At 34.2% G+C, this 20777-nt stretch carries 16 protein-coding genes; 5 read left to right on the top strand and 11 right to left on the bottom strand.

The genetic code is table 11. The features are described from left to right. Positions 1-121: 121 nt before the first annotated feature. Positions 122-949 carry a site-specific integrase gene (locus NFR82_RS01005; protein ID WP_251716289.1) on the top strand — a complete coding sequence of 276 codons (828 nt, stop codon included), beginning with the start codon at positions 122-124 and terminating at the stop codon, positions 947-949. Between the two features lie 87 nt (positions 950-1036). Here NFR82_RS01005 and NFR82_RS01000 read toward each other — a convergent pair whose 3' ends face one another. Further along, positions 1037-4582 carry an SNF2-related protein gene (locus NFR82_RS01000; RefSeq protein ID WP_251716288.1) on the bottom strand — a complete coding sequence of 1182 codons (3546 nt, stop codon included), beginning with the start codon at positions 4580-4582 and terminating at the stop codon, positions 1037-1039. Between the two features lie 213 nt (positions 4583-4795). Between NFR82_RS01000 and NFR82_RS00995 the strand changes: the two genes are divergently transcribed. The 3 genes from NFR82_RS00995 to NFR82_RS00985 are packed head-to-tail and all read left to right on the top strand — an operon-like array spanning position 4796 to position 7903. Then, positions 4796-5350: an ECF-type riboflavin transporter substrate-binding protein gene (locus tag NFR82_RS00995; RefSeq protein WP_251716287.1), complete on the top strand. Its 555-nt coding sequence runs from the start codon at positions 4796-4798 to the stop codon at positions 5348-5350. 15 nt (positions 5351-5365) lie between these two features. Further along, positions 5366-7069 (top strand): ABC transporter ATP-binding protein, encoded by a 1704-nt coding sequence (locus tag NFR82_RS00990; protein ID WP_251716286.1) that lies wholly within the window; start codon positions 5366-5368, stop codon positions 7067-7069. Next, positions 7070-7903: an energy-coupling factor transporter transmembrane component T family protein gene (locus NFR82_RS00985; RefSeq protein ID WP_251716285.1), complete on the top strand. Its 834-nt coding sequence runs from the start codon at positions 7070-7072 to the stop codon at positions 7901-7903. 272 nt (positions 7904-8175) lie between these two features. Here the strand turns inward: NFR82_RS00985 and budA are convergent, their stop codons facing one another. From budA to NFR82_RS00940, 9 genes are all read right to left on the bottom strand, one after another. Beyond that, positions 8176-8895, bottom strand: a complete 720-nt coding sequence (budA, locus tag NFR82_RS00980) for an acetolactate decarboxylase (protein ID WP_251716284.1) — start codon at positions 8893-8895, stop codon at positions 8176-8178. A 13-nt stretch (positions 8896-8908) separates the two neighbouring features. Further along, complete coding sequence (gene alsS, locus NFR82_RS00975) at positions 8909-10588, bottom strand: acetolactate synthase AlsS (protein ID WP_251716283.1); 1680 nt, start codon at positions 10586-10588, stop codon at positions 8909-8911. A 24-nt stretch (positions 10589-10612) separates the two neighbouring features. Continuing rightward, positions 10613-11728: a serine hydrolase domain-containing protein gene (locus tag NFR82_RS00970; protein ID WP_420908722.1), complete on the bottom strand. Its 1116-nt coding sequence runs from the start codon at positions 11726-11728 to the stop codon at positions 10613-10615. 130 nt (positions 11729-11858) lie between these two features. Then, positions 11859-13982: a molybdenum ABC transporter ATP-binding protein gene (locus NFR82_RS00965; protein WP_251716282.1), complete on the bottom strand. Its 2124-nt coding sequence runs from the start codon at positions 13980-13982 to the stop codon at positions 11859-11861. 257 nt (positions 13983-14239) lie between these two features. Next, positions 14240-14956 (bottom strand): HAD family hydrolase, encoded by a 717-nt coding sequence (locus NFR82_RS00960; RefSeq protein ID WP_251716281.1) that lies wholly within the window; start codon positions 14954-14956, stop codon positions 14240-14242. A 151-nt stretch (positions 14957-15107) separates the two neighbouring features. Then, positions 15108-15275, bottom strand: coding sequence for a hypothetical protein (locus NFR82_RS00955; protein WP_251716280.1), 168 nt, complete (start codon positions 15273-15275; stop codon positions 15108-15110). Positions 15276-15434: 159 nt separating this feature from the next. Beyond that, complete coding sequence (aroD, locus tag NFR82_RS00950) at positions 15435-16193, bottom strand: type I 3-dehydroquinate dehydratase (protein ID WP_251716279.1); 759 nt, start codon at positions 16191-16193, stop codon at positions 15435-15437. A gap of 23 nt (positions 16194-16216) precedes the next feature. Further along, positions 16217-17422, bottom strand: a complete 1206-nt coding sequence (locus tag NFR82_RS00945) for an MFS transporter (protein ID WP_251716278.1) — start codon at positions 17420-17422, stop codon at positions 16217-16219. Positions 17423-17502: 80 nt separating this feature from the next. Continuing rightward, positions 17503-18456: a shikimate dehydrogenase gene (locus tag NFR82_RS00940; RefSeq protein WP_251716277.1), complete on the bottom strand. Its 954-nt coding sequence runs from the start codon at positions 18454-18456 to the stop codon at positions 17503-17505. A 163-nt stretch (positions 18457-18619) separates the two neighbouring features. Between NFR82_RS00940 and NFR82_RS00935 the strand changes: the two genes are divergently transcribed. Then, positions 18620-19537: a LysR family transcriptional regulator gene (locus NFR82_RS00935; RefSeq protein ID WP_251716276.1), complete on the top strand. Its 918-nt coding sequence runs from the start codon at positions 18620-18622 to the stop codon at positions 19535-19537. A 39-nt stretch (positions 19538-19576) separates the two neighbouring features. Here the strand turns inward: NFR82_RS00935 and NFR82_RS00930 are convergent, their stop codons facing one another. After that, positions 19577-20773: an MFS transporter gene (locus tag NFR82_RS00930; protein WP_251716275.1), complete on the bottom strand. Its 1197-nt coding sequence runs from the start codon at positions 20771-20773 to the stop codon at positions 19577-19579. Positions 20774-20777: the final 4 nt, after the last annotated feature.

The following is a 20777-nucleotide window of genomic DNA, read 5'->3' as shown; positions in this document are numbered from 1 at the left end:
TCGCACAAAAATAATTAAAGAAAGATTTTTTGCTCTATCTATGAGTAAAAAATCTTTTTTAGTTTATAAAATTTTCTATAATATATTTAGTAACAATTTTAAGAAATCGAGATGATCCTTAGTGAAATATCCATATGAAAAAGAATTCATTCGCTATTGTAAAACCGAAAAGCACTATTCAGACAGTACTATGCTAGTTGTAAATCGTTCCATTGCGGTTTTTTGGAAATATTATAAAGATAGTTACTATGATAAAGAAGTTAAATTAGATAATGTTGAAGCTAGTGATATTCAAAACTTCTTGAATAACCTAGAAACTAAATTGCAGATGAAAAAGAATACGATTAATAAATATTTGAGTCATATTCGGCTTTATTTCACTTTCTTATACAGTCATAAATTGGTCAGTCAATATCCAATGCTAGAAATTAATGGACGAAAGTTTAACCGCCAGCATATTTATATAATTAACTGGATGGAAAAATTACCACAAATCGCCCAAATAGAAAATATTAGTCCCGTAACGGTAAAGATGATGCTTGGAATCGGGCTTGGCTATTTTCCTGACGAGGTACTGCGTCTTCGTTATAACGACGTTATAGATCAAATCACTGCCCCATCATTACGTCAATATATTACGGAAAATACTGACTTTGATCAGGATCCTAATCCATATATTTTAGGGAAAAAGTTTGGTGGTTACTATGCTTCTGATTTTCATTTAGCACAAGTTGCACGTGCAGATCGGAAGAAAATCGGCATGGATATTACGCTTCAAAACTTACGTTTAAGCTATGTTTATTCAATTTTAAATCAAGAAGATTTAACAGATAAGGAATTAAAAAAGATATTAAGAGTTAATTCGAAGACACTTTTCTACTATCGCCAAAATATGGAGCGTTATAACACGCTTAAAGAATTTGAGATGCCTGAGAAAGATAAAGAATAGAAAGTAAATATTTTTTATTAACTTTGAAAAACGTCAAAAAGAACCAATGAGTTTCAACTTCATAGTGCTCATTGGTTCTTTTACATTTTATCGACTTAAAATATTCATTAAATCATCTTTATCTAAAGAAGTTGAACTAAACTTTTCACCGCCTAAGACCGCTTCAGCCAGTTCTTCCTTCCTATTCTGCAATTCTAAAATTTTCTCTTCAATCGTTCCCTGTGCCACCATCTTATAAATTTGAACAGAATTCTTCTGTCCAATTCGGTGAGCACGGTCCGTTGCCTGATTTTCTGCAGCTACATTCCACCATGGATCATAGTGAATAACTGTATCTGCACTGGTTAAATTAATCCCCGTTCCTCCAGCCTTAAGAGAAATTAAGAAGACTGCAGGATGAGATAATTCATTAAACTCTTTTATTAGTTCTTGACGTTTTTGCTTCAAAGTTGAACCAGTAATTTCAAAAACGCGAATTCCTGACTTTTCGAGTTTTTCCTTGATGATTGCCAGCATCGAAGTAAATTGTGAAAATAGTAAAATCTTATGGTCATCCGTGATGAGATCTTCAACTAGGTTAATAGTTGCTGTTAACTTAGCTGATTTTCCTCGATAATCGTCATAAAGAAGATGCGGATCACAACATAATTCACGTAACTTCGTAATTTCGGCTAAAACTTGTAATCTTTGCTTCTTAAAATCCTTATCATCAGAGTTATGGAGCTTATTAAGTAAATTTTGTGTCTTTGCTTGATAAAGTTCTGCTTGTTTTCCACTCATTTTCACGTAAACAACTTCCTCAGACTTGTCAGGAAGATCCTGCAGAACGTCTTTCTTCAATCTACGCAAAATAAATGGTGCCACAATTTCACTCAACTGAGTTTGAGTAGCCGCGCTATTTTCTTTTACGATTGGCTTTTCATAAATATCCTTAAAGTAAGTGTAATTACCCAAAAAGCCTGGCATCAAGTAATCAAAGATACTCCACATTTCGCTCAAATTATTTTCAATTGGAGTTCCCGTTAAGGCAATTCTGTGGCTCGCTTGAATAACCTTCACCGCTTTGGAAGCAGCTGAACGGGCATTTTTTATATTCTGTGCTTCATCAATTACTTCTAAGTCGAAGTTCAAATCTTGGTAAAGTTCCAAATCTCGCTTCAATGAATCATATGAAGTAATCAAAACTTGATATTTATTAGCCTCTTCTAAAACTTCTTTTCTTTGCTTTTTACTGCCACCTAAAGTTGCTACCTGAAGTTCGGGTGCAAATTTATGCAGTTCACTTTCCCAGTTGTAAACTACTGATGCAGGTACAATGATTAAGCTTGGTAATTTGGTCTTTTTATATCTGGCCAGAATTACCGAAATAGTTTGAAGCGTTTTACCCAGTCCCATTTCATCCGCAAGTAATGCCCCAAGATTATATTCAAGAAGTTGACTCATCCATTCGAAACCTAGTTTTTGATATGAACGCAAAATTGAAGCTACCGACTTGGGTATTGGGGTTTTCTTCAGACCCGCACCTTCAATATCAGCAATAAGCTTCTTAAAGGCAGCATTACTAGTAAATTCCAGCTCGTTACGTCTATCTAATAATTTTTGTAAATAAAATGCGCGATAAGCCGGTATCGCCATTTTACCTTTGACGAATTTCTTTAAGGGAATGCCCATTGCAGACATGATTCGGTCTAATTCATCAAGTGATGGTGATTCTAAACTTTGAAGTTGACCATTTTTTAGTAAGAAATAATGTCTTTTTTCTTGATAAGCATTTAAAATTGCTTGAATATCTTCTGAACTTAATTCTTCTCCTGACAATTCCAATTTTAAAGTATTTTCACCTAAGCGGATCCCTAAACTTAATTGGAATTTGCTCTTAAGATTTCCTAACAAACGCTTGAAAGCCGCAGTTGCATGTACTTTTCCGATCGACTTTAACTCGTTAATTCCTTCATCAAAGAAATAATCAATTTTGTCACTACTTCCAATTGACAAGGTGTAATTATTTTTATCTTTGATAAATCCAAGATCCGCTAAGAGCTTTTCAGCAGCCGCTTCTTTTTCCCATTCACGGACTACTGTTGTATCAGCGCCTTTTTTATTTAAAGAAAATTCCGTTTTGCCATATGATACTGTTGGAATGCAAATCAAATCGTTATCTTGATAATCCAACCGATAAACGATTTTAGCTTCTGGAGGTAAAACTTGCTCTAGTGCCGCTTCTCCACTAATTTTGAAATTATCAACTTCTTTTATTACAGGTAAGATTTGATGACCGAATTTAGAAATGCTATCTGAACCAAATTCAAGAAAATCTCCAAACTCGATTCCAATTTTCTTCAATTTTTCAGGATTAAGATTCGTGTATTTTGTCCAGATGGCCGTATCGGGATTATAGCTATAATAATTTTTTACACCGGCAATTGCTTCACTAGGATCAATTGGATCACCTATCCGTACGCTTATCTGCTTGTTAAATTCTGTCGCAATTGAAAAATTAACTTTCTCATCATTTTCTATTCGCTTGATCCGCTTGTTATTAGAATAAATTTTGGCACCATTTTTTAGCATATCGTCAATCTGATCTACCAAACTATTCGAAAGCGAAATAATTTCAATATTATTTGAGTAAAAATAATCATAGTGAGAGTTTTCAGAAGTTGCATCATTGATATCCACAAAATTTGCAAGAAAATCAAACCACATTTTACTGCTGTCATCCATTAAATTGATATCAAGTTTTCGTTCAAAGAACTTACCTAGACTTAATTTCGAATTCATCCGTGCCATATTGACGATATTATTAATATCTTTAACTTTATATAAATGCCCAGCTTCACCAATCTTGAACTTAATCTCTGGGTATTGGGCATAATTCATTTCAAGTTGAGCACGTAAAATTATTGGATTTTCATCATTATCCTTTTCGTCAAAGCGATCCAATAATCTTTGAGCCGCATTGTTGGTACCACTTAAGGGATTATCTTTGAGAAAGAGCATAATGAAATTGAACAAACCAATTATTTCTAAAGCTTCAGGTTGGAAGTTTTTCATTGGTGTTTTAACATCGATCGCAAATATTTTGTTCTGATCGAACTTGATGCTTACATTAAATTTTAAAAATCCATTCTCTAGTTCAAGTTTAAACAAATATAGATTATATTCATATTTTTGAAAATAATAATTCGAAACGTTCAATCTCGAAAAAAGTTGATTGGCACTATCAATTATTTCTTGTGTGTATTCCCGATCATAGATTGTCTTTAAAAGTTTAGAGTCATTTTTATAAGTAGAAATAACTTCTTTTACCTTTGATGGAAGATCGTCCGCAATTTTCACATTATTTTCTATCTTAGTTGCATCCCCCATCACCAGAGCCAAAAGTGCCGCAACTTCATGCTTACATCTATGTCCTTTTTTGGCCCATGGACAGGTGCACTTTAGTTCTGAAACAGTTGATTCATTACGAACTCTACCGGATACTCGGTAAAAATATGGCGAATTTCCCTTAACTTCCGCATTAAAATGTTCACCATCTTCTTGAATAGCTATTTCTCTAACTTGTCCATTATTATAGTAATCGATGCCACGATTGTAAGTTTCTTCATTAAATAGTTTTTGCCAATCTGCCATTAAATTCACCTAAATTCTTTTCTTAATTACTATTATGACAACATTTAAAGGGAAATTAAATAATTTTTTGTTAACAGAAAGCGCTTTTAGAATACGCATAATTTTTTACTCTTCCCCTTTATTGTGCGTATTTATTCTTGACAGCTCGCATTATTAAATTTAAATTTAGTATTATAAATTATCATTCTTCTTTACTTAATTGAGGTATTATAAATGAAAGAAAAAGGATTGTCTGTTAAAAGCGTTGTTGCAATCGGTATCGGGGCCGCAATTTACGTTATCTTGGCCCGCTTTACTTCTATACCTACTGGAATTCCAAATACAAACATTGAAATAGTATATCCATTCCTAGCCTTAATTGCTACTATTTACGGTCCAGTTGTTGGATTCAGTGTAGGTTTCATCGGTCATGCATTGAATGACTTCTTGATGTATGGTCAAACTTGGTGGAGTTGGGTTCTTGCAACAGCTATTCTTGGTTTAATTATCGGCCTTTACGGTATGCGCCTTGATCTTGAACACGGTGAATTCACTGGAAAACAAATGGTAATGTTTAACCTTGTTCAAATTCTCGGTAATATTTTAAGCTGGTTAGTAATTGCACCTCTTGGCGATATTCTTATTTACAGTGAACCTGCTAATAAAGTTTTCTTACAAGGTGCTAGTGCCACGATTATGAATTCGATCGTTATTGCAATTCTTGGTACAATATTACTTAAAGCATACGCTGCCACAAAAGTGAAAAAAGGTAGCTTACACAAAGATTAATTAAGGAATATTTATATGGAGCCAATTATTCAATTTAAAAATTTCAGCTTTCAATATGACAGCCAGGCTGAACCAACCCTGAGAAATATCAATTTTAGTATTAATCCAGGTGAGAAAATTCTTCTTGCTGGTCCCTCAGGAAGTGGTAAATCTACTATTGGTCGCTGTCTAAATGGGCTAATTCCAAATGTTGATCATGGCGACATTCAAGGGGCTTGTTTAGTAGATGGAAAAGACATCACTGAAACAAGTCTTTTTGATTTGTCATTTACCACCTCAACAATTCTTCAAGATTCAGATAGTCAGTTCATTGGTATGACAGTCGGAGAAGACATTGCTTTTTCTCTTGAAAATGACTGCCAAGACCGTGAAAAGATGCATAAGACGGTTAATAAATGGGCCAATGAATTAGAACTTACTGCCCTTCTCAAGCAAACCCCACAGACTTTATCAGGTGGCCAAAAACAACTGGTTGCTTTGGCCGGAGTATTAGTTGATGAATCGCCTATTTTGCTTTTCGATGAACCTTTGGCCAATCTTGATCCAGCTGCAGGATATAAGACTATCGAATTAATCGATAAAATTCAAAAAGAAGTTAACGCAACTGTAATCATTATTGAACACCGAATAGAAGAAGTATTAGCTAAACACGTTGACCGAATTATCTTAGTTAACGATGGTGAAATTATTGCAGATCAAGAGCCTAATGATCTTTTGCATACTGATAAACTTGAAAAGGTCGGTGTTCGTAGTCCGCTCTACGTGAAAGCATTAGAAAAAGCTGGCATCAACTTGTTGGAAGTTCCCGACCTTACTTCGGTCAAGGAATTACCAAAGAGTTCAACGATTAAAGAAAAGCTAGAAATTTGGAAGTCTAAACAAACTGAGCCAGATGAACTTGATCATAAAAAAGCCTTATTAAAATTAGAAAATGTTGGTCACCAATATAATAAACACCAGCAAAATCCCTTGCACGGCGTTAATTTAACGGTTAATCAAGGTGACTTTATTTCAATCGTTGGTCAAAATGGTGCTGGTAAAACCACCTTATGTCGGACAATTTGCGGATTTATTTCTAACGAAGGAAAGATCAGCCTAAATAATCAAAATCTGGCCGATCTTTCCATTAAAGAAAGGGCTGAACATATCGGCTACGTAATGCAAGATCCAAATCAGATGATTTCACAAAAGATGATCTTTGATGAAGTTGCTTTAGGTCTTCGTTTGAGAAATGTTGATGAAGATACCATCAAAGAGAAGGTATACCAAACTCTGAAAATTTGTGGTTTATATCCATTTAGAAACTGGCCTATTTCCGCTCTTAGTTTTGGACAGAAAAAACGTGTTACCATTGCGGCAATTTTGGCACTCGAACCAGAAATCATCATTCTTGATGAACCAACTGCTGGTCAAGACTGGAAGACTTATACTGAAATTATGGACTTTTTGCGCGAATTAAATGAGCGTGGTACAACCATTATGATCGTTACACACGATATGCACCTAATGCTTGAGTACAGTAAGCGTAGTTTAGCTTTTGCTAAAGGTGAACTCATTGCTGATACAACGCCAATTGATTTATTAACTGATAAGAATTTGGTAGCTAAGGCATCATTGCGTCGTACTAGCTTGTACGATCTGGCTGTCCATTACGACTTAGACAATCCAAATGACTTTGTTAAAGCTTACATTGATTCTGAAGAACAGGTGGTGAAATAGATGCAAGAAGATGACAAAATTTTAGGTTATCAGCCGGGAAATACATTTATTCACCGTCTGAATGCCACAACTAAGTTGATCTTTTTACTTTTAGTTTCAATTGCCTGCATGGTAACTTACGATACACGCTTTTTGGTTGTAATTTGTGTATTTTCACTTATTTGTTTAAAGTTGGCTGGAATTAAGTGGCGTCAAATTTCCTTTATTGTGAAGTTTATTATTGTCTTTGCGATTATCAACCTGATAGCTGTCTTCATTTTCCAACCCACTTATGGTCAAGAGTTATATGGCAGTAAAAATGTCCTTATTAGTGCTGGCTATTTCACGGTAACTAAAGAAGAACTATTTTACTTACTCAACTTAGTTTTGAAATATATCTGCTCTGTACCACTTGTTTTACTTTTCCTTTTGACTACTAATCCCAGTCAATTTGCATCAAGTTTGAACAAGATTGGTGTAAGCTATAAAATCTCTTATGCTGTTTCATTGGCATTGCGTTACATCCCAACTATTCAAACTGATTATTGGGCAATTTCTGCCGCACAACAAGCACGTGGTAATGAGTTATCCAAGAAGGCCAGTTTAGGCAAGAGAATTAAAGGTACATTGAATATTGTTATTCCTTTAATCTTCTCGAGTATCGAACGAATCGATATTATCAGTACCGCAATGCAACTCCGTCGTTTTGGTTCTAAGAAGAAGCGTAGCTGGTATGTTTATAAGCCATTTACGACGAAAGATTACTTTGTGACTGCTATGGCAATTTTTTTGGTAATTATTGTTGTGATTCTGTGGCATATTAATGCTGGTAGATTTTTCAATCCATTTAAATAATTTTGATTATTCAACTTTCTTAAGAAGGTTGGATTTTTTATTACAAAAAAATACCCGAGAAAATTTTCTCGAGTATTTTGACTAAAACTGTTGTGAAGAAAAATAAAATTGTTACTCTTCTTAAGAGGAAGGTTTTTAGCTTTGTTCAGCCATAAATATCCTAGTTCTTTTTAGTTCATTTGTTAAGTAAATCGAAATTTTTCATACATTTCTCGGGAAATATCTCCCAATTAAAAGAGCCCTACGTGTGCAGAGCCCTTTTAAATTTTATGCTATTTATTTTGTGATCCTTCAGATTGAGCAATACCTTCACGCAAATTATCCATTTCTACTTCAGTAGCTCTGAATTCTTCATTATTTACTGGGAAATGTTGCTCTAAAGTATCGAACACTTCTAAACCACCCTTTAGTTCATCAGCCTTAAACTCCAAAATGTGACCTGCAATTAGGCGATCCTCACTAATAAAGTGTAAATGCCAACCAGCAGCGGTGACTGAATCAAAGATTTGTGGTGCGTAATAGCCGATCAATGTCCCTTTGATATTACTGTATTCAAATTCAGGTTGATTTTGGGCCACTTTAAGAAGACTTGGATATGGCTTTTCTTGTTTAGGTGCAATTCTCGTGTGCATCTTCTTAAATACGCCAGAGAGCTTAAGAAAGCCAAATACATTACTTAATTGAAATTCATTAACAATATCTTTATTGACAGTTGAAAAATCAACATCAGTTAAATCAAGTTCTTTTTCATTTTTTGGAAAGTGAACAGATGCAAATGGCAACATGGTATCCATATCAGTAATGTGGTTTACCTTGCCAGATGAAGTAGCTTGATAAACTTCATTACCTAAAATAACCACTTCACCATCTAATCCAGTAAAGGTTCCAAGACCATATGACCCATGGCTTAGCAATTCTTTCAAAGTAATTGTTCCATCAAAATTTCCTGCCATCAGTGAGGCAAGTGTACTATGTTCGTATAAACTGTTCATTTTTATCTCCTTATTAGCCCAATTGAGTATCAATTAAACTCTTAGCCAACTCGTGATTATGTGAGTAATCAACTGGAACATCAACAACTACCGGTCCTTCAACAGAGAATGCCCTTTTCATAGTTTCTTCAAGATTAGAAGGGTCGTCAACTCGCAATCCTGTTGCGCCAAAGCTTTCCGCAAACTTAACTAAATCAACCTGGCCGAAGTTAACACCAGCACTATCTTGGTACTTCATTTCTTCTTGGAAACGTACCATGTCATAGTGACCACCATCGTTCCACACAACAATCACAATGTTTAAGTGATGTTGTACAGCCGTTGAAAGTTCAACAGATGAGAACATAAAGCCACCGTCACCTACTACCGCAACAGCCTTCTTTTCTGGATTAAGAAGTGCAGATGTGATTGCCCATGGAAGACCAACACCTAAAGTTTGCATACCGTTACTGATCAAAAGGTGGTGAGGTTGATATGATCTGAAATGACGGGCCATCCAGATATAGTGTGATCCAACATCAAGTGCAACTGTAGTATTATCATCTACATTTTTTTGAAGTGCTCTAACAATTGCAAGTGGGTGGTTTAACTTGCCGTTACTTTCATCAGTTTCTTCTTTATCAAGATCAAGTTCATGCTTAAACTTCTTAAGTAGATCAATTTCATTTGCTGGATATTCAAAACCATTTAATTCTTCATCTAATTGCTTAAGACTTGTAGCAATATTTCCAACTAATTGCATAATTGGTGTGAAATTGTTGTCGATTTGTGCAGGAACAGTATCTAAGTTAACAATTCTCAACTTAGCATCCTTATTCCAGTTACGTGGTTCATATTCAATAGGATCGTAACCAACAGTAATGACTAAATCACTCTTAGCAAGAAGTTGATCTCCAACTTGATTTCTGAATAAACCAATTCTACCGAAGTAAGTTCTTTCTTCTAATTCACGAGAAATAACTCCGGCTGCTTGGTATGTTTCTACAACTGGAAAACTGTAGTTTGAAAGAAGATTTCTTAAAGCCTTAGTAGTATGCTTATCACCAACTCTTTGACCTACTAAAATCACTGGTAACTTACTAGACTTAATTAATTTAGCAAGTTCAGCAATATCATCCGAATCCGCCGGACCCATTTTGGGTTTTGCATAATATGGCAATGGAGTCTCAGTAACTACAGCATCATCAATGTCTTGCGGAAGACTGATAAATGCAGCACCCTTACGTGATTCTTGCGTTGCTTCAATTGCATTAGACATAGTCTCAGAGATGTTGTTAGGATCCTGAATTTCAGCACTGAAATGAGTAATTGGTGCCATCAAACGCTTTGATGGAGTTCTTTGATGAGTTGCACGATATAAGTCTTTTCTCTGCACCTGACCACCAATAGCTAATACCGGATCACCTTCCGCATTAGCAGTCATCAGACCGGTGGTTAAATTACCAACCCCTGGACCAGATGTAGCGATTGCAACGCCAGTTTTTCCTGTCAGACGGCCATAGGCTTGAGCCATAAAAACCGCATTTTGTTCATGACGCGTAACGATTAACTTAGGAGCATCATCACTATCTTTACCATCTAATCCTTGAAATAAACGGTCAATTTTTGCACCTGGAATACCAAAAACCATATCAATTTTGTGCTTTTTTAAGCTATCAATAATAATATCTGAACCATATAATTTCTTTTCCATAAATACTTCCCTTCTCATTCAATTCTATTTAATAAAAGTATCTTTTTTAATATGATTTAAAATCTTATATCCCGCTGCCTTATTTTGTGATTTACTATCACGAGTTTGATTTAGAAACATTACAATTCCATTCTGGTTATCAGAAGTTAATTGCACCCAATTAGCAAAGTGTGTATCACCAAAATTACCATATACTAGCTTGAGCTCGCCAGATTTTTTCAAATAGATTCCACCAGAATAAGTTGAATCTTTTGACTTTAAATGAGTCATATAATCAAACTGCTTAGCAGTAAGGAGCTTACCATTAATAAGTCCCTTCTGGATCTTGAAATAATCTGATGGACTAGAAAGCAGATCTCCGGCTCCTGGAAGCTGCGAAATTACATTCTTATTTGCATAAACAGGATTTTGATAGTCCTTACCGCCACGATAACTATATGAAATAGCATCCGTCTTTTTGGCAGGAATATGATCATAAATATATGTCTGCTTTAAATGAAGTGGCTTGATGACCTTATTTTTCACATTGCTTGCATATGACTTACCAGTTACCTTTCTAATAATGCCAGCAAGTAAGATGTAATTAGCATTATTATAATTAAAACTACCACGCTTAGTAGCCGACTGTGAATTAATTTGTTTTACAGTCCAGTTAATTGCACCTGCCTCTGAAAAATCAACGCCGTGGTTACTTTCAGTTCCACCGATATTAATTCCTGAAGTATGAGTCATTAATTGTCCAACAGTAATATGGGATGCACCCTTTAAATGTGGATACCAACGAGAAATTTTAGTATTTTGGCTAAATTTCTTTTTTGAGATAAGTTGAGTAATTAGCGCACCTGTTACTACTTTTTGGAGTGATCCAACCGGATAAACCAATTTTGTACTACCATTTTTAATCTTGCGACGATAATATCCATAACCTGAACTAATCTTTTGAGCCTTACCGTCTTTAACTACTAAGACAGTTCCGCGCAAGTGATATTGCTTCAAAGTCTTTTTAACATAACTACTCATCGATTTTGAACTAGTAGTTTCTGCATGAGCACTTTGAGTACCTGCAGCAATATTTTCTAAACCAATTAAACTAGCAGAAATTAAACATAATAATTTCATTGCTCTTTTATTTTTTCTCATTATAAAATTATCCTCAATAATTATATAAAATTCGCCAATACTCAATTATAAGCCTTGTACACGATTTTGAAAGACTAAAAAATAAGACTCTCAAAATTGAGGTCTTATTTTTAAAAAAGTTAGTACAAGGTTATTTTTCGACCTTTTCTATTAACATTATGGCCTTCACAGAAACTAATTCAACTTCACTAGTTTCAGGATCAACTACTTCAAGCAATTCATTAGTAAGCGGATTTTTCGCCATCTTTTGAATTTTACTTAATATTGCGCGATAAGGCACAGAACTTCTATATTCATAATCTTTACCATTCATCAAAGTGATTCTTAAAGCTTCTTCAGTATTTTCAGTAGTCTTTTGTACTTTTTCTTCTGTTTGAATAGTCTCAGGTTCCTGATGAGTAGAAGTTACTGTTTCAACAGGCTTTTCTTCAGATTTTACAATTGGAGTATTATCAGCGACTTCCTTATTTTCTGAGATTTTTTGTTTTTCGGTCGTCTTAGCTTCTTCAAACTTCAAATTCGATTCTGTAGCCTCTTTACCCAATTCTTTTTCGCTAATTTCCGTCATAATCTTGACTGACTTATTACGCGGAATTTCACGTTTTACAATCACACTTTGCTTCTTAGGCATTAAATCTTTAATTGACTTCTTCGCTTTCAAAATATTCAGCACCTTCGGTCCATACAAATTCGTATTGCAATGTAATCCATTAAGTGGGAAGTAATCTTCGGCCTTAATCTTATTTTCTATTTCATCCCTACTTAAGCCGCTTATTTCAATCAGATCATCAAGGGTATAAATCGGAGCTTTTTTCTTTATATAGTCAATTATATATGGATCTTGAGCTCCAATAACCGCAAGCAATAAATCCCAAGACTTAGGATCATATCTTTGAGTTAAACCTGACGAATCAATTGGGCTTATCAAACCTTGACGAACGGCCTCTCTGACGATTCTTTCTTCAATATTTAACTTATCAGCTAATTCCTTAATGCTTAAAGCCGAAGTTGGTCTAATTGCTTCTAGTTCCTGCTTAATTTCATCTTCGTGAACAGAATTAACTAGTCCCCAAGTTTGATAATTGGCGATATAGCTTGATTCGCCATCATCTTCGGGATGCTTCCACATAATATATCCTAAGAATGTATTAGCATTAATTGGCAACGGAAGTCGGTCGTGATCAGCTTCAGATGAGTTTATTGTAAAATTAGTAACACGGTTAAGTAAGTTTCCATTATCTGGAAGTGGTTCCCCATCAAATTTAATTATTTCACCAGGATTAAGTTCACCAAGCTTCTTCAAATCTGGGATATATGGCAAATTATAATATGCATAAACTAATCTCCCTGATTCTTCTTCAATCACATTTTTAACTTCAAGCTGCGGCATTTTATGAGAAATATTAGGTATCTTAACCGCACGACTGCGAACAACTTCAGCAACATATCTCTTTTTAGTTTTAGCCAAAAGTGGTAAAACATCATCCGATTTCTTCAAATGAAGATTTTGCAATCTTTCTTGGAATTTCTTATATCTACTTGGCTGGAATCGAACATCGACATGTCCTCTAGCTTGATCAAATGCTTCCAAGTCTTCTGGAGTAGGATTCTCTTTGCCCATGCATTCTTCGTAATTCTTTTTAGTTAAATTATTATTCTTTAATTCCACTACCCAGCTATCTTGGCGATCATATTTTCCAACCAAATCATCAGGCTTACTTGCCCCTACAAATTGTCCTGCTTTAACCAAGTGGGTAGTCGAAAGACCATATTTACCTTGTCCGTACTTTTTAACCTTACTATAACCAATTAGATAATCACCGATCGCCATTGGCTGTGTATTTAATTCCATGGATTTAATATTTTCAATATTTAACCAAGCGTGATAATCGATAATTTCTGGTTTAGTTATGAATGAAATTTTGTCAATTAACAGTGATCCATTAAGGTTAGTTTGGTTAGCCAGCGTTACATCCCCTAAAACGCCAATCCATTTTAACCAATGACCAGATTCATAATATGGCTTAAGTCTGATATGCACGGAACTTGGATGTAAAAATTTATTTAATTGTTCATCAATAATCTTTCTTCTCATCGCCGAAAAGGTTACTGCTTTATTACCCTTTTTCAGTTCATTAACTGGGGTAAATAATATCTTTAATTGTTTATCATTAGCTAAATTCGCCGGTAAATTTTCACTAGTTTTAACCTTTTCCTTCTGATGTAGAAGCTTTTTCAATTTACTTTTTTTCATAACGTACGCTTTCCATTTTTAACTTGGTGACAAATTATATTTCTATTTTAAGTTTTCATTCTTGTAATCATCCCTTTTTTATATAATTATTATAAAATATTTAAATTCCTAATATACATTTTAGTCAAATTATGTCATTTTGGGACCTATTCAGTTAAAAAATTATAAATTTTCAAAATTATGTTCATTTTTTCTAAGCAAAAGACCCTCTACCGCTAACTTCAAGGCAAATGATAGAAGGTCTTTTTTAACAAAATTTATTTTAAAATTGCTTTTTCTAATTCTTGGGCATTATCAACAAAAGTTTTTGCACCAAATTCTTTTAAAAATTCACGATTTCTGAACCCCCAAGTTACCGCAATTTCATCCATATGAGCGTTAGCTGCAGTCTGTAGATCAATTTCTGAATCACCAATATAAACACAGTTTTCAAGTGGAATCTTTAATTCTTCAACACACTTGTTAACCATATCTGGATAAGGCTTACGGCGGATTTGATTAGCTTGACCTAAAACAAAGTCAAAATAGTCATAGAAATGTTGCTTAACTAAAATTTGAACAGCTTCATCAGGTTTATTAGATACAACAGCTAACTTAAGTCCTTTATCATGCAAGTGTTTGAACATTTCTAAAATTCCAGGAAAAGGACCAGTCTTTTCATTAGAATGTTCTGCATAATATGGCTTAAATAAGTCTAGCAAGCGATCTACTTCTTCATCAGTAACTTCACTTGGAAGAGTTTCTTTATCAGTTCCTACTGCAACCAAGCTTTCTACACTAGCACCATATTCATAAGCAAGCGCACGTTTCATCGCTACGCGCACGCCACTACCAAAGAAGTTTTGAATATCATTTACAGTGTAATCGTGACGATGGCCGGCCTCTTTCATGATGTAATTTAATGAAGTAGTTAAATCTTGTGAAGTATCTAAAATTGTTCCATCCATGTCAAATATTGCAGCTTTATAAACCATATGTAGTAATCCTCTCAATCTGAAAAACTAAGTTCTAGTTTATCAAATATTACGGAATATATAAATTATATAAATAAAGATAGATAAGAATAACTATTACATTAATTCTTATCTATCTTTTTATTTTTCACTATAAAGTTATCTTAAATAATTAATATCCACTTGGGAGATTCATATCAATTGTTTGTGCTTTAAGTCGTGCAGTTTCGGCATCTGCTTCAAATTCATTTTCAATTGAAATCTCTTGAATTTCTTTAAGAGCCAATTTTACAATTCCGACTGCAGCTAAACTAGCACCAAGGATTAAGATTTTTGTCATAATTTACACCTCATTTATTAATCTATATCTGACTTTCTGATTATATATAAAATATCATCTATATAGCTAATAGTAAATGTAAGTGCTTTCGTTTTAAAATATTCTTAAACCTTTTATTGTTTACATATAAATTAATAACTCATAATCTTTAAGTTGCTATTATTTGATTTCTAAATACTTTTCAGCATTTCTTAAATCATTAATCGAAAGTTGTCCTGGAGCAGAAGTCTTCCCCACTGCACCGAACGAAAGACTAGAACCAAAGACTTGACCGGCAATTCTAGTCACTTTACCAATATCTCCCATCGCCATTGTAATTAGTGGGTTAGAAATTTCATGATGAACTTCATTTGTAGCTTCAAGCAAAGTTAATACATCGTCAGCCGAATTAGGCATGCAGGCCAGTTTAGGCACATCCGCACCCATTTCAGCCATCTTCTTTAATCTAAATTCAATGACATCCTTGGCAGGTACTGTTTCAAAGTCATGATTACTCATGATTACTACTACATTGTAGCGATGGGCATCACCAACTAAATCTTTTACTCGTTTCTCGTCATGAAATAACTCAATATCGACTGCATCACCTAATCGATTTTCAATGACAAATTGAACTAGATCAAGATAGGCAGTTTCATTTAATTCAAGTACTCCGCCTTCACTCTTAGTTCTAAAAGTTACTAAAATTGGTAACTCACCAACTACATTTCTTAATTTTTTTGCAGTAACTGCTAACTTCTTATTATCTTTAATTCCATCAGAATAGTAATCAATCCGCCATTCCATCAAATCTGGCTTAGCTACAACAATATCTTTTGCAGATGACAAAATTTCAGCTTCATTTGTACCAACATTTGGAACAGCAATCTTTGGCATCCCTTCGCCTAAATTTATATTTCTAATTTTAACAGTAGCCATTTTCTTACCCCACATAACATAAATTATTTACTTAATTTACCAAATAACTTCTTGTAACGAATTGCAATCAAAACTGTGTCAATAAAACCAATTAATGCAATGATTACATCAAGGAACATGACGTTTCTCATATTTCCAATCCAACTAATAAATAAAGGAATAGTAAATGATGCGATTGAACCGGCTGTATAGAAGAATCCAGTTACTGTACCTTTACCTGCTGGGAAGAAATCAGCCATGACAGTTAATGCCAACTGCATTACACCACCAGCGGCAAAGAAACCAACTAAGAAGGCTAAGATACCCATTAATACTGCGCTAGTTGGGAATAGCCACATTAATAAGATTGAAACAAATGCTCCTAAAGTATAAACAGGAACAAATTGAATTTCACTAATCTTTTTACCCAAGACTGCAGTTAACAAAACACAGATAATTGAACCTAATGAATACCAAGATACAAGTGAGTGTGCAGCTCCTTGAGCCATATGACCAATTTCTTGACCATATTGAGTTAGCATTTGACTAACTAAATAAAAAGTTGCTTGTGCAATGTAACCGTAAATAATGAATAAAGTACCATCTAACCAAAGATTACTTTTGACACTTGTGTCATTGGCTGCTTCTTCTTGTTGTTCACGTTTTTCATCTGCTTCTGTAGCAGCCTTAGAATTAGGAAAAGCACCACCAAAGACGAAGTACAAGAAAGTAATTACCAAAATTGCAGCAGGAATTAAGAAAGACCAGCCATACCATAAGCCAGCTGCAGCCAAACCACTAACAATAAATGGTAGTAAGAACTGTCCTGCAGAAATAAATGCCTTCAAAATAACATTGGAAGTTCCTTTGGCATTAGGATATATTTCCATTAAGGCTGGATAGGTACCTGTATCTAAGAATGAATTAGCCATCCCAGCTAAAATACCAAGAATATATGCCACTACCACACTCTTTGAGAACAAAATTCCGACAAAGAAAATAAAGTAAGTTCCAATTCCTAACTGCACAAATGGTTTTCTACCAAACTTATCAGATAAAATTCCTGAGATTAGTAAATTAATAATTCGGCCAACTCCCAGTGCGGAAACAACTGCTAATGCGCCAGTAATAGTTGTACCCCATTGCTTTGCCAAAACTGTTGCATTCTGTGACAGGATAATTACTCCCATCCCGTGAACAAAGTAGTTAAAATAAAGTGCTAGTGCCGTTGGCGTATATTTATTTTTCATCAGAGCTCTCCTCTAGAAAATCCCCTCGTAAGAAAGTCACAAGAGGTTAAATTAAACGACTATCTTAAAGATAGTAATTATTACTTATTCTTCTCTTCATCTGAAAACATAATTTTGCGAATATAGTCAGTTGGCATATCCTTGCCTGTCCAAAGCTTAAAGGCTGCTGCACCTTGTTCAATCATCATCCCAATACCGTCAAAGACATGTTTTACTCCGGCTTCCTGAGCAACTTTCATCAACTTAGTTGTTCTAGGAGCATATACAGTATCGAAAACAACCATATCTTTATGGAACCATGATGGATCTGAAACTAAAGTTTCGTTTTCAAGTGGCTTCATTCCTACACCAGTGGCATCACAATAAATATCTGATTCTGCGATTGCCTTCTTGAAGGCATCTTGATCAGCAAGATCAGTCAAAGAAACCTTACAATCGGTATTTTCACGAATTGTCTCAACATTCTTTTCGGCCTGAGCCCACTTGTCATCCTTAATGTTAAAAATCTTAATTTCCTTAACACCATCAAGAGCTGATTGAACAGCGATTGGGGTTGCTGCACCACCTGCGCCCGCTAAGGTCATTACCTTATCTTTAATTGAAATTCCTTCATCTTTAAGTGATTGAACAAATCCAATGCCATCTGTAGTGTAACCAGTTAAAACACCATGATCGTTAACAATAGTATTAACAGCATCACACATCTTTGAAGCAGGAGAAAGTTTATCTAGATACTTAATAACTTCTTTTTTGTTAGGCATTGAAACATTTGAACCGCGCATGTCTAATGTACGGATCGCATTTACTGCACCTTCAAGTCGACTATTGTCAATTTCAAAACATAAATATGCACCGTTTAATCCAAGTTTTGCAAAAGCATTATTATGCATTGTTGGTGACATTGTGTGACGAATTGGATAAGCCATTAATCCCACCAAAATTGTGTGTCCATCAAGCCATCCAGTAATTGGGTTGCCATCTAAGCCAGTAATTTTGACATCTTCAATTTCATTACTTCTACTATCTTCTGTCATTTTATTTCTCCTATTATCCAAATCTATTAACTATTTCTTGATTCATTACCTATGATAGCGTTTGCAAGTAAAATGATAAATAAGTCTTTCCTGTTTTATTCATTAAATTCTTTTATTATTTTTATGCAAAGTGGTATATTAATAAGAAATTGGAGAAATTATAATGAATTTACGACACCTTAAATTCTTTGTTGTACTTGCTAAAACTCAACATATGGCTAAAGCAGCAGAATTACTTAATATTTCACAACCTTCACTTTCATACGCAATTGATTCATTAGAAAAAGAATTAGGAGTCCCTCTTTTTGAAAAAGATGGTCGAAATATCAAATTAACTAATTTTGGTAGTATCTATTTGACTTATGTGCAAAAAAGTTTGTCAGAATTAGACCGTGGTTCTGAATACATCAGTGAGCTATTAGACATTAATAGGGGGCATATCAATTTAGGTTTCACTTTCTCAATGGGACAAGAAATTGTACCGCGACTAGTTAATGAATTTTTAAAAGATCCTGATCATCAAAAGATTACCTTCTCTTTTAAACAAGGTACGACAGATGAATTAATCCAAGATCTGCTTAATGATAAGCTCGATTTAGTTTTTGCTTCTAAACCTAAAGCAGTTCAAACAGAACAAATCAATCTTCATCACTTAGTTAATCAAGAAATTATGGCAGCTGTTCCATTTGAAAATCCTTTAAGTAAAAAGGAAAGCGTTACTCTTAAGGAATTGATTAAATATCCACTAATTGCTTACTCAAAGCAAAGTGGACTTAGACCAACAATTGATCAAATACTAAAAAATAATAATGTTCAACCTAATATTAGACTGGAATCAATTGAAGATCATACTATCATCGGATTTGTTCACTGGAATTTTGGAGTTGCAATCATTCCCCATTTACCACAACTTGCCGATAATCAAGTCAAACTTTTACATCTTGATACAGAAAAAGCATGGCATGAATTATTTGCCATTAGTAAAACTAATCATTTTATGCCACCTTCTTCTACATTATTTTTGGATTTCGTATGCAAGTATTGCAAAATGCATTATTTACAAAAAAATATTTTAATTTAATAAAATAAGACCCAGTGTTTATAAACACTGGGTCTTATTTCATCTATCCGTCTGCTGATAAATTGATTTATTCATTAAAATAGTAATCAAGCATACAACAATTACCGCCATAACGCCAACTACAATATCCATATTAAAAGCTAATGCAATACTTTGCTTAGATAAAAGACCTGTAATAAGTGGTATCGTAAAGGATGCAATTGCACCAAAAAAGTAAAAAATACCAGTAACTAATCCTTTTTTTGTAGGGTATAAGCGCATAAAGGCAGTTAGTCCTGTTTGCATGACGCCGCTAGCTGCACTAAAACCAAACATAAAACTGGCAAATTCTGCTAATAAAATGTTTTTAGAATAAATAATCACTAGCAAAGCAAAAGTAGCAATCAGATTCATAATAATCATGATACTAGTCTCAGACACATTTCTTCCAAGCAGAACAAATAAAAGTAGTACTCCGATAATTGAACCGATACTATATAAAGATAAAAGAAAGTGGCTTTGCAGATTACTAAAATCTTTCTCCTTTTGTCCGAACAAAGTAATCCATTGAGTGTACCAGATCATTAAAGCCATTGATAAATATCCATAAGTTGCAAACAAGACAGTTGTAAAAATCTTGATGCCTTTTGTAGTAGTCTTTTTTAGATTATTGATTGTTGCTTCATTAACATCAGATTGAGGGAATTTTAATGGTATTAATAAAATTGCATTAATTAATAATACCAATGCCATAACCAGGAAACTCCAACCATACCATGCATTTAAATTAGCAAACAAACTCACTAACAAAGGAATAATGAACTCACCTAATGATGCAACTGCCTTAATTAAAACATTATATTTTCCATTTCCATGAGCCATTTCAATAAAAGTAGTATACGTACCTGCATCTAATGATGAATTAGCTACTCCAGCCAAAATCGCAAAAAAGTATGACAGTGGTATTGATTGTGAAAAAGGAATTCCAACAGCAAAAATGAAGTAGCATGTCATTCCTAAATAAACAAAAAATTTTCGACTTAATTTATCAGAAAAATATCCTGTAATCAGATAAGCCAAAAGCCGACCTATGCCTACGCCGGAAATCACGTACGAAACAACAGCCAAAGGAACATTCCAAGATTTACTTAAAGCCGTCATATTTTGAGCTAAAATTAATAGTCCAAAACCATGCACAACATAATTTAAATACAAACTAAAAGATAGTCGTTTATAGGATCTCTGCTTTTTGGTCATCTTG

Source organism: Lactobacillus agrestimuris (assembly GCF_943193025.1).
In the GTDB taxonomy this organism is placed as follows: Bacteria; Bacillota; Bacilli; order Lactobacillales; family Lactobacillaceae; genus Lactobacillus; species Lactobacillus agrestimuris.
This window is presented reverse-complemented; position numbering and strand designations above follow the sequence as displayed.

Bases quoted from the DNA above. Each gene is read 5' to 3' on its own strand.
- NFR82_RS00955 (WP_251716280.1), bottom strand. From the start codon at position 15,275: ATGACAAAAATCTTAATCCTTGGTGCTAGTTTAGCTGCAGTCGGAATT.
- NFR82_RS00970 (WP_420908722.1), bottom strand. From the start codon at position 11,728: ATGAGAAAAAATAAAAGAGCAATGAAATTATTATGTTTAATTTCTGCT.
- NFR82_RS00965 (WP_251716282.1), bottom strand. From the start codon at position 13,982: ATGAAAAAAAGTAAATTGAAAAAGCTTCTACATCAGAAGGAAAAGGTT.
- budA (WP_251716284.1), bottom strand. From the start codon at position 8,895: ATGAACAGTTTATACGAACATAGTACACTTGCCTCACTGATGGCAGGA.
- NFR82_RS00960 (WP_251716281.1), bottom strand. From the start codon at position 14,956: ATGGTTTATAAAGCTGCAATATTTGACATGGATGGAACAATTTTAGAT.
- NFR82_RS00930 (WP_251716275.1), bottom strand. From the start codon at position 20,773: ATGACCAAAAAGCAGAGATCCTATAAACGACTATCTTTTAGTTTGTAT.
- aroD (WP_251716279.1), bottom strand. From the start codon at position 16,193: ATGGCTACTGTTAAAATTAGAAATATAAATTTAGGCGAAGGGATGCCA.
- NFR82_RS01000 (WP_251716288.1), bottom strand. From the start codon at position 4,582: ATGGCAGATTGGCAAAAACTATTTAATGAAGAAACTTACAATCGTGGC.
- NFR82_RS00940 (WP_251716277.1), bottom strand. From the start codon at position 18,456: ATGACAGAAGATAGTAGAAGTAATGAAATTGAAGATGTCAAAATTACT.
- NFR82_RS00990 (WP_251716286.1), top strand. From the start codon at position 5,366: ATGGAGCCAATTATTCAATTTAAAAATTTCAGCTTTCAATATGACAGC.
- NFR82_RS00995 (WP_251716287.1), top strand. From the start codon at position 4,796: ATGAAAGAAAAAGGATTGTCTGTTAAAAGCGTTGTTGCAATCGGTATC.
- alsS (WP_251716283.1), bottom strand. From the start codon at position 10,588: ATGGAAAAGAAATTATATGGTTCAGATATTATTATTGATAGCTTAAAA.
- NFR82_RS00945 (WP_251716278.1), bottom strand. From the start codon at position 17,422: ATGAAAAATAAATATACGCCAACGGCACTAGCACTTTATTTTAACTAC.
- NFR82_RS00935 (WP_251716276.1), top strand. From the start codon at position 18,620: ATGAATTTACGACACCTTAAATTCTTTGTTGTACTTGCTAAAACTCAA.
- NFR82_RS00985 (WP_251716285.1), top strand. From the start codon at position 7,070: ATGCAAGAAGATGACAAAATTTTAGGTTATCAGCCGGGAAATACATTT.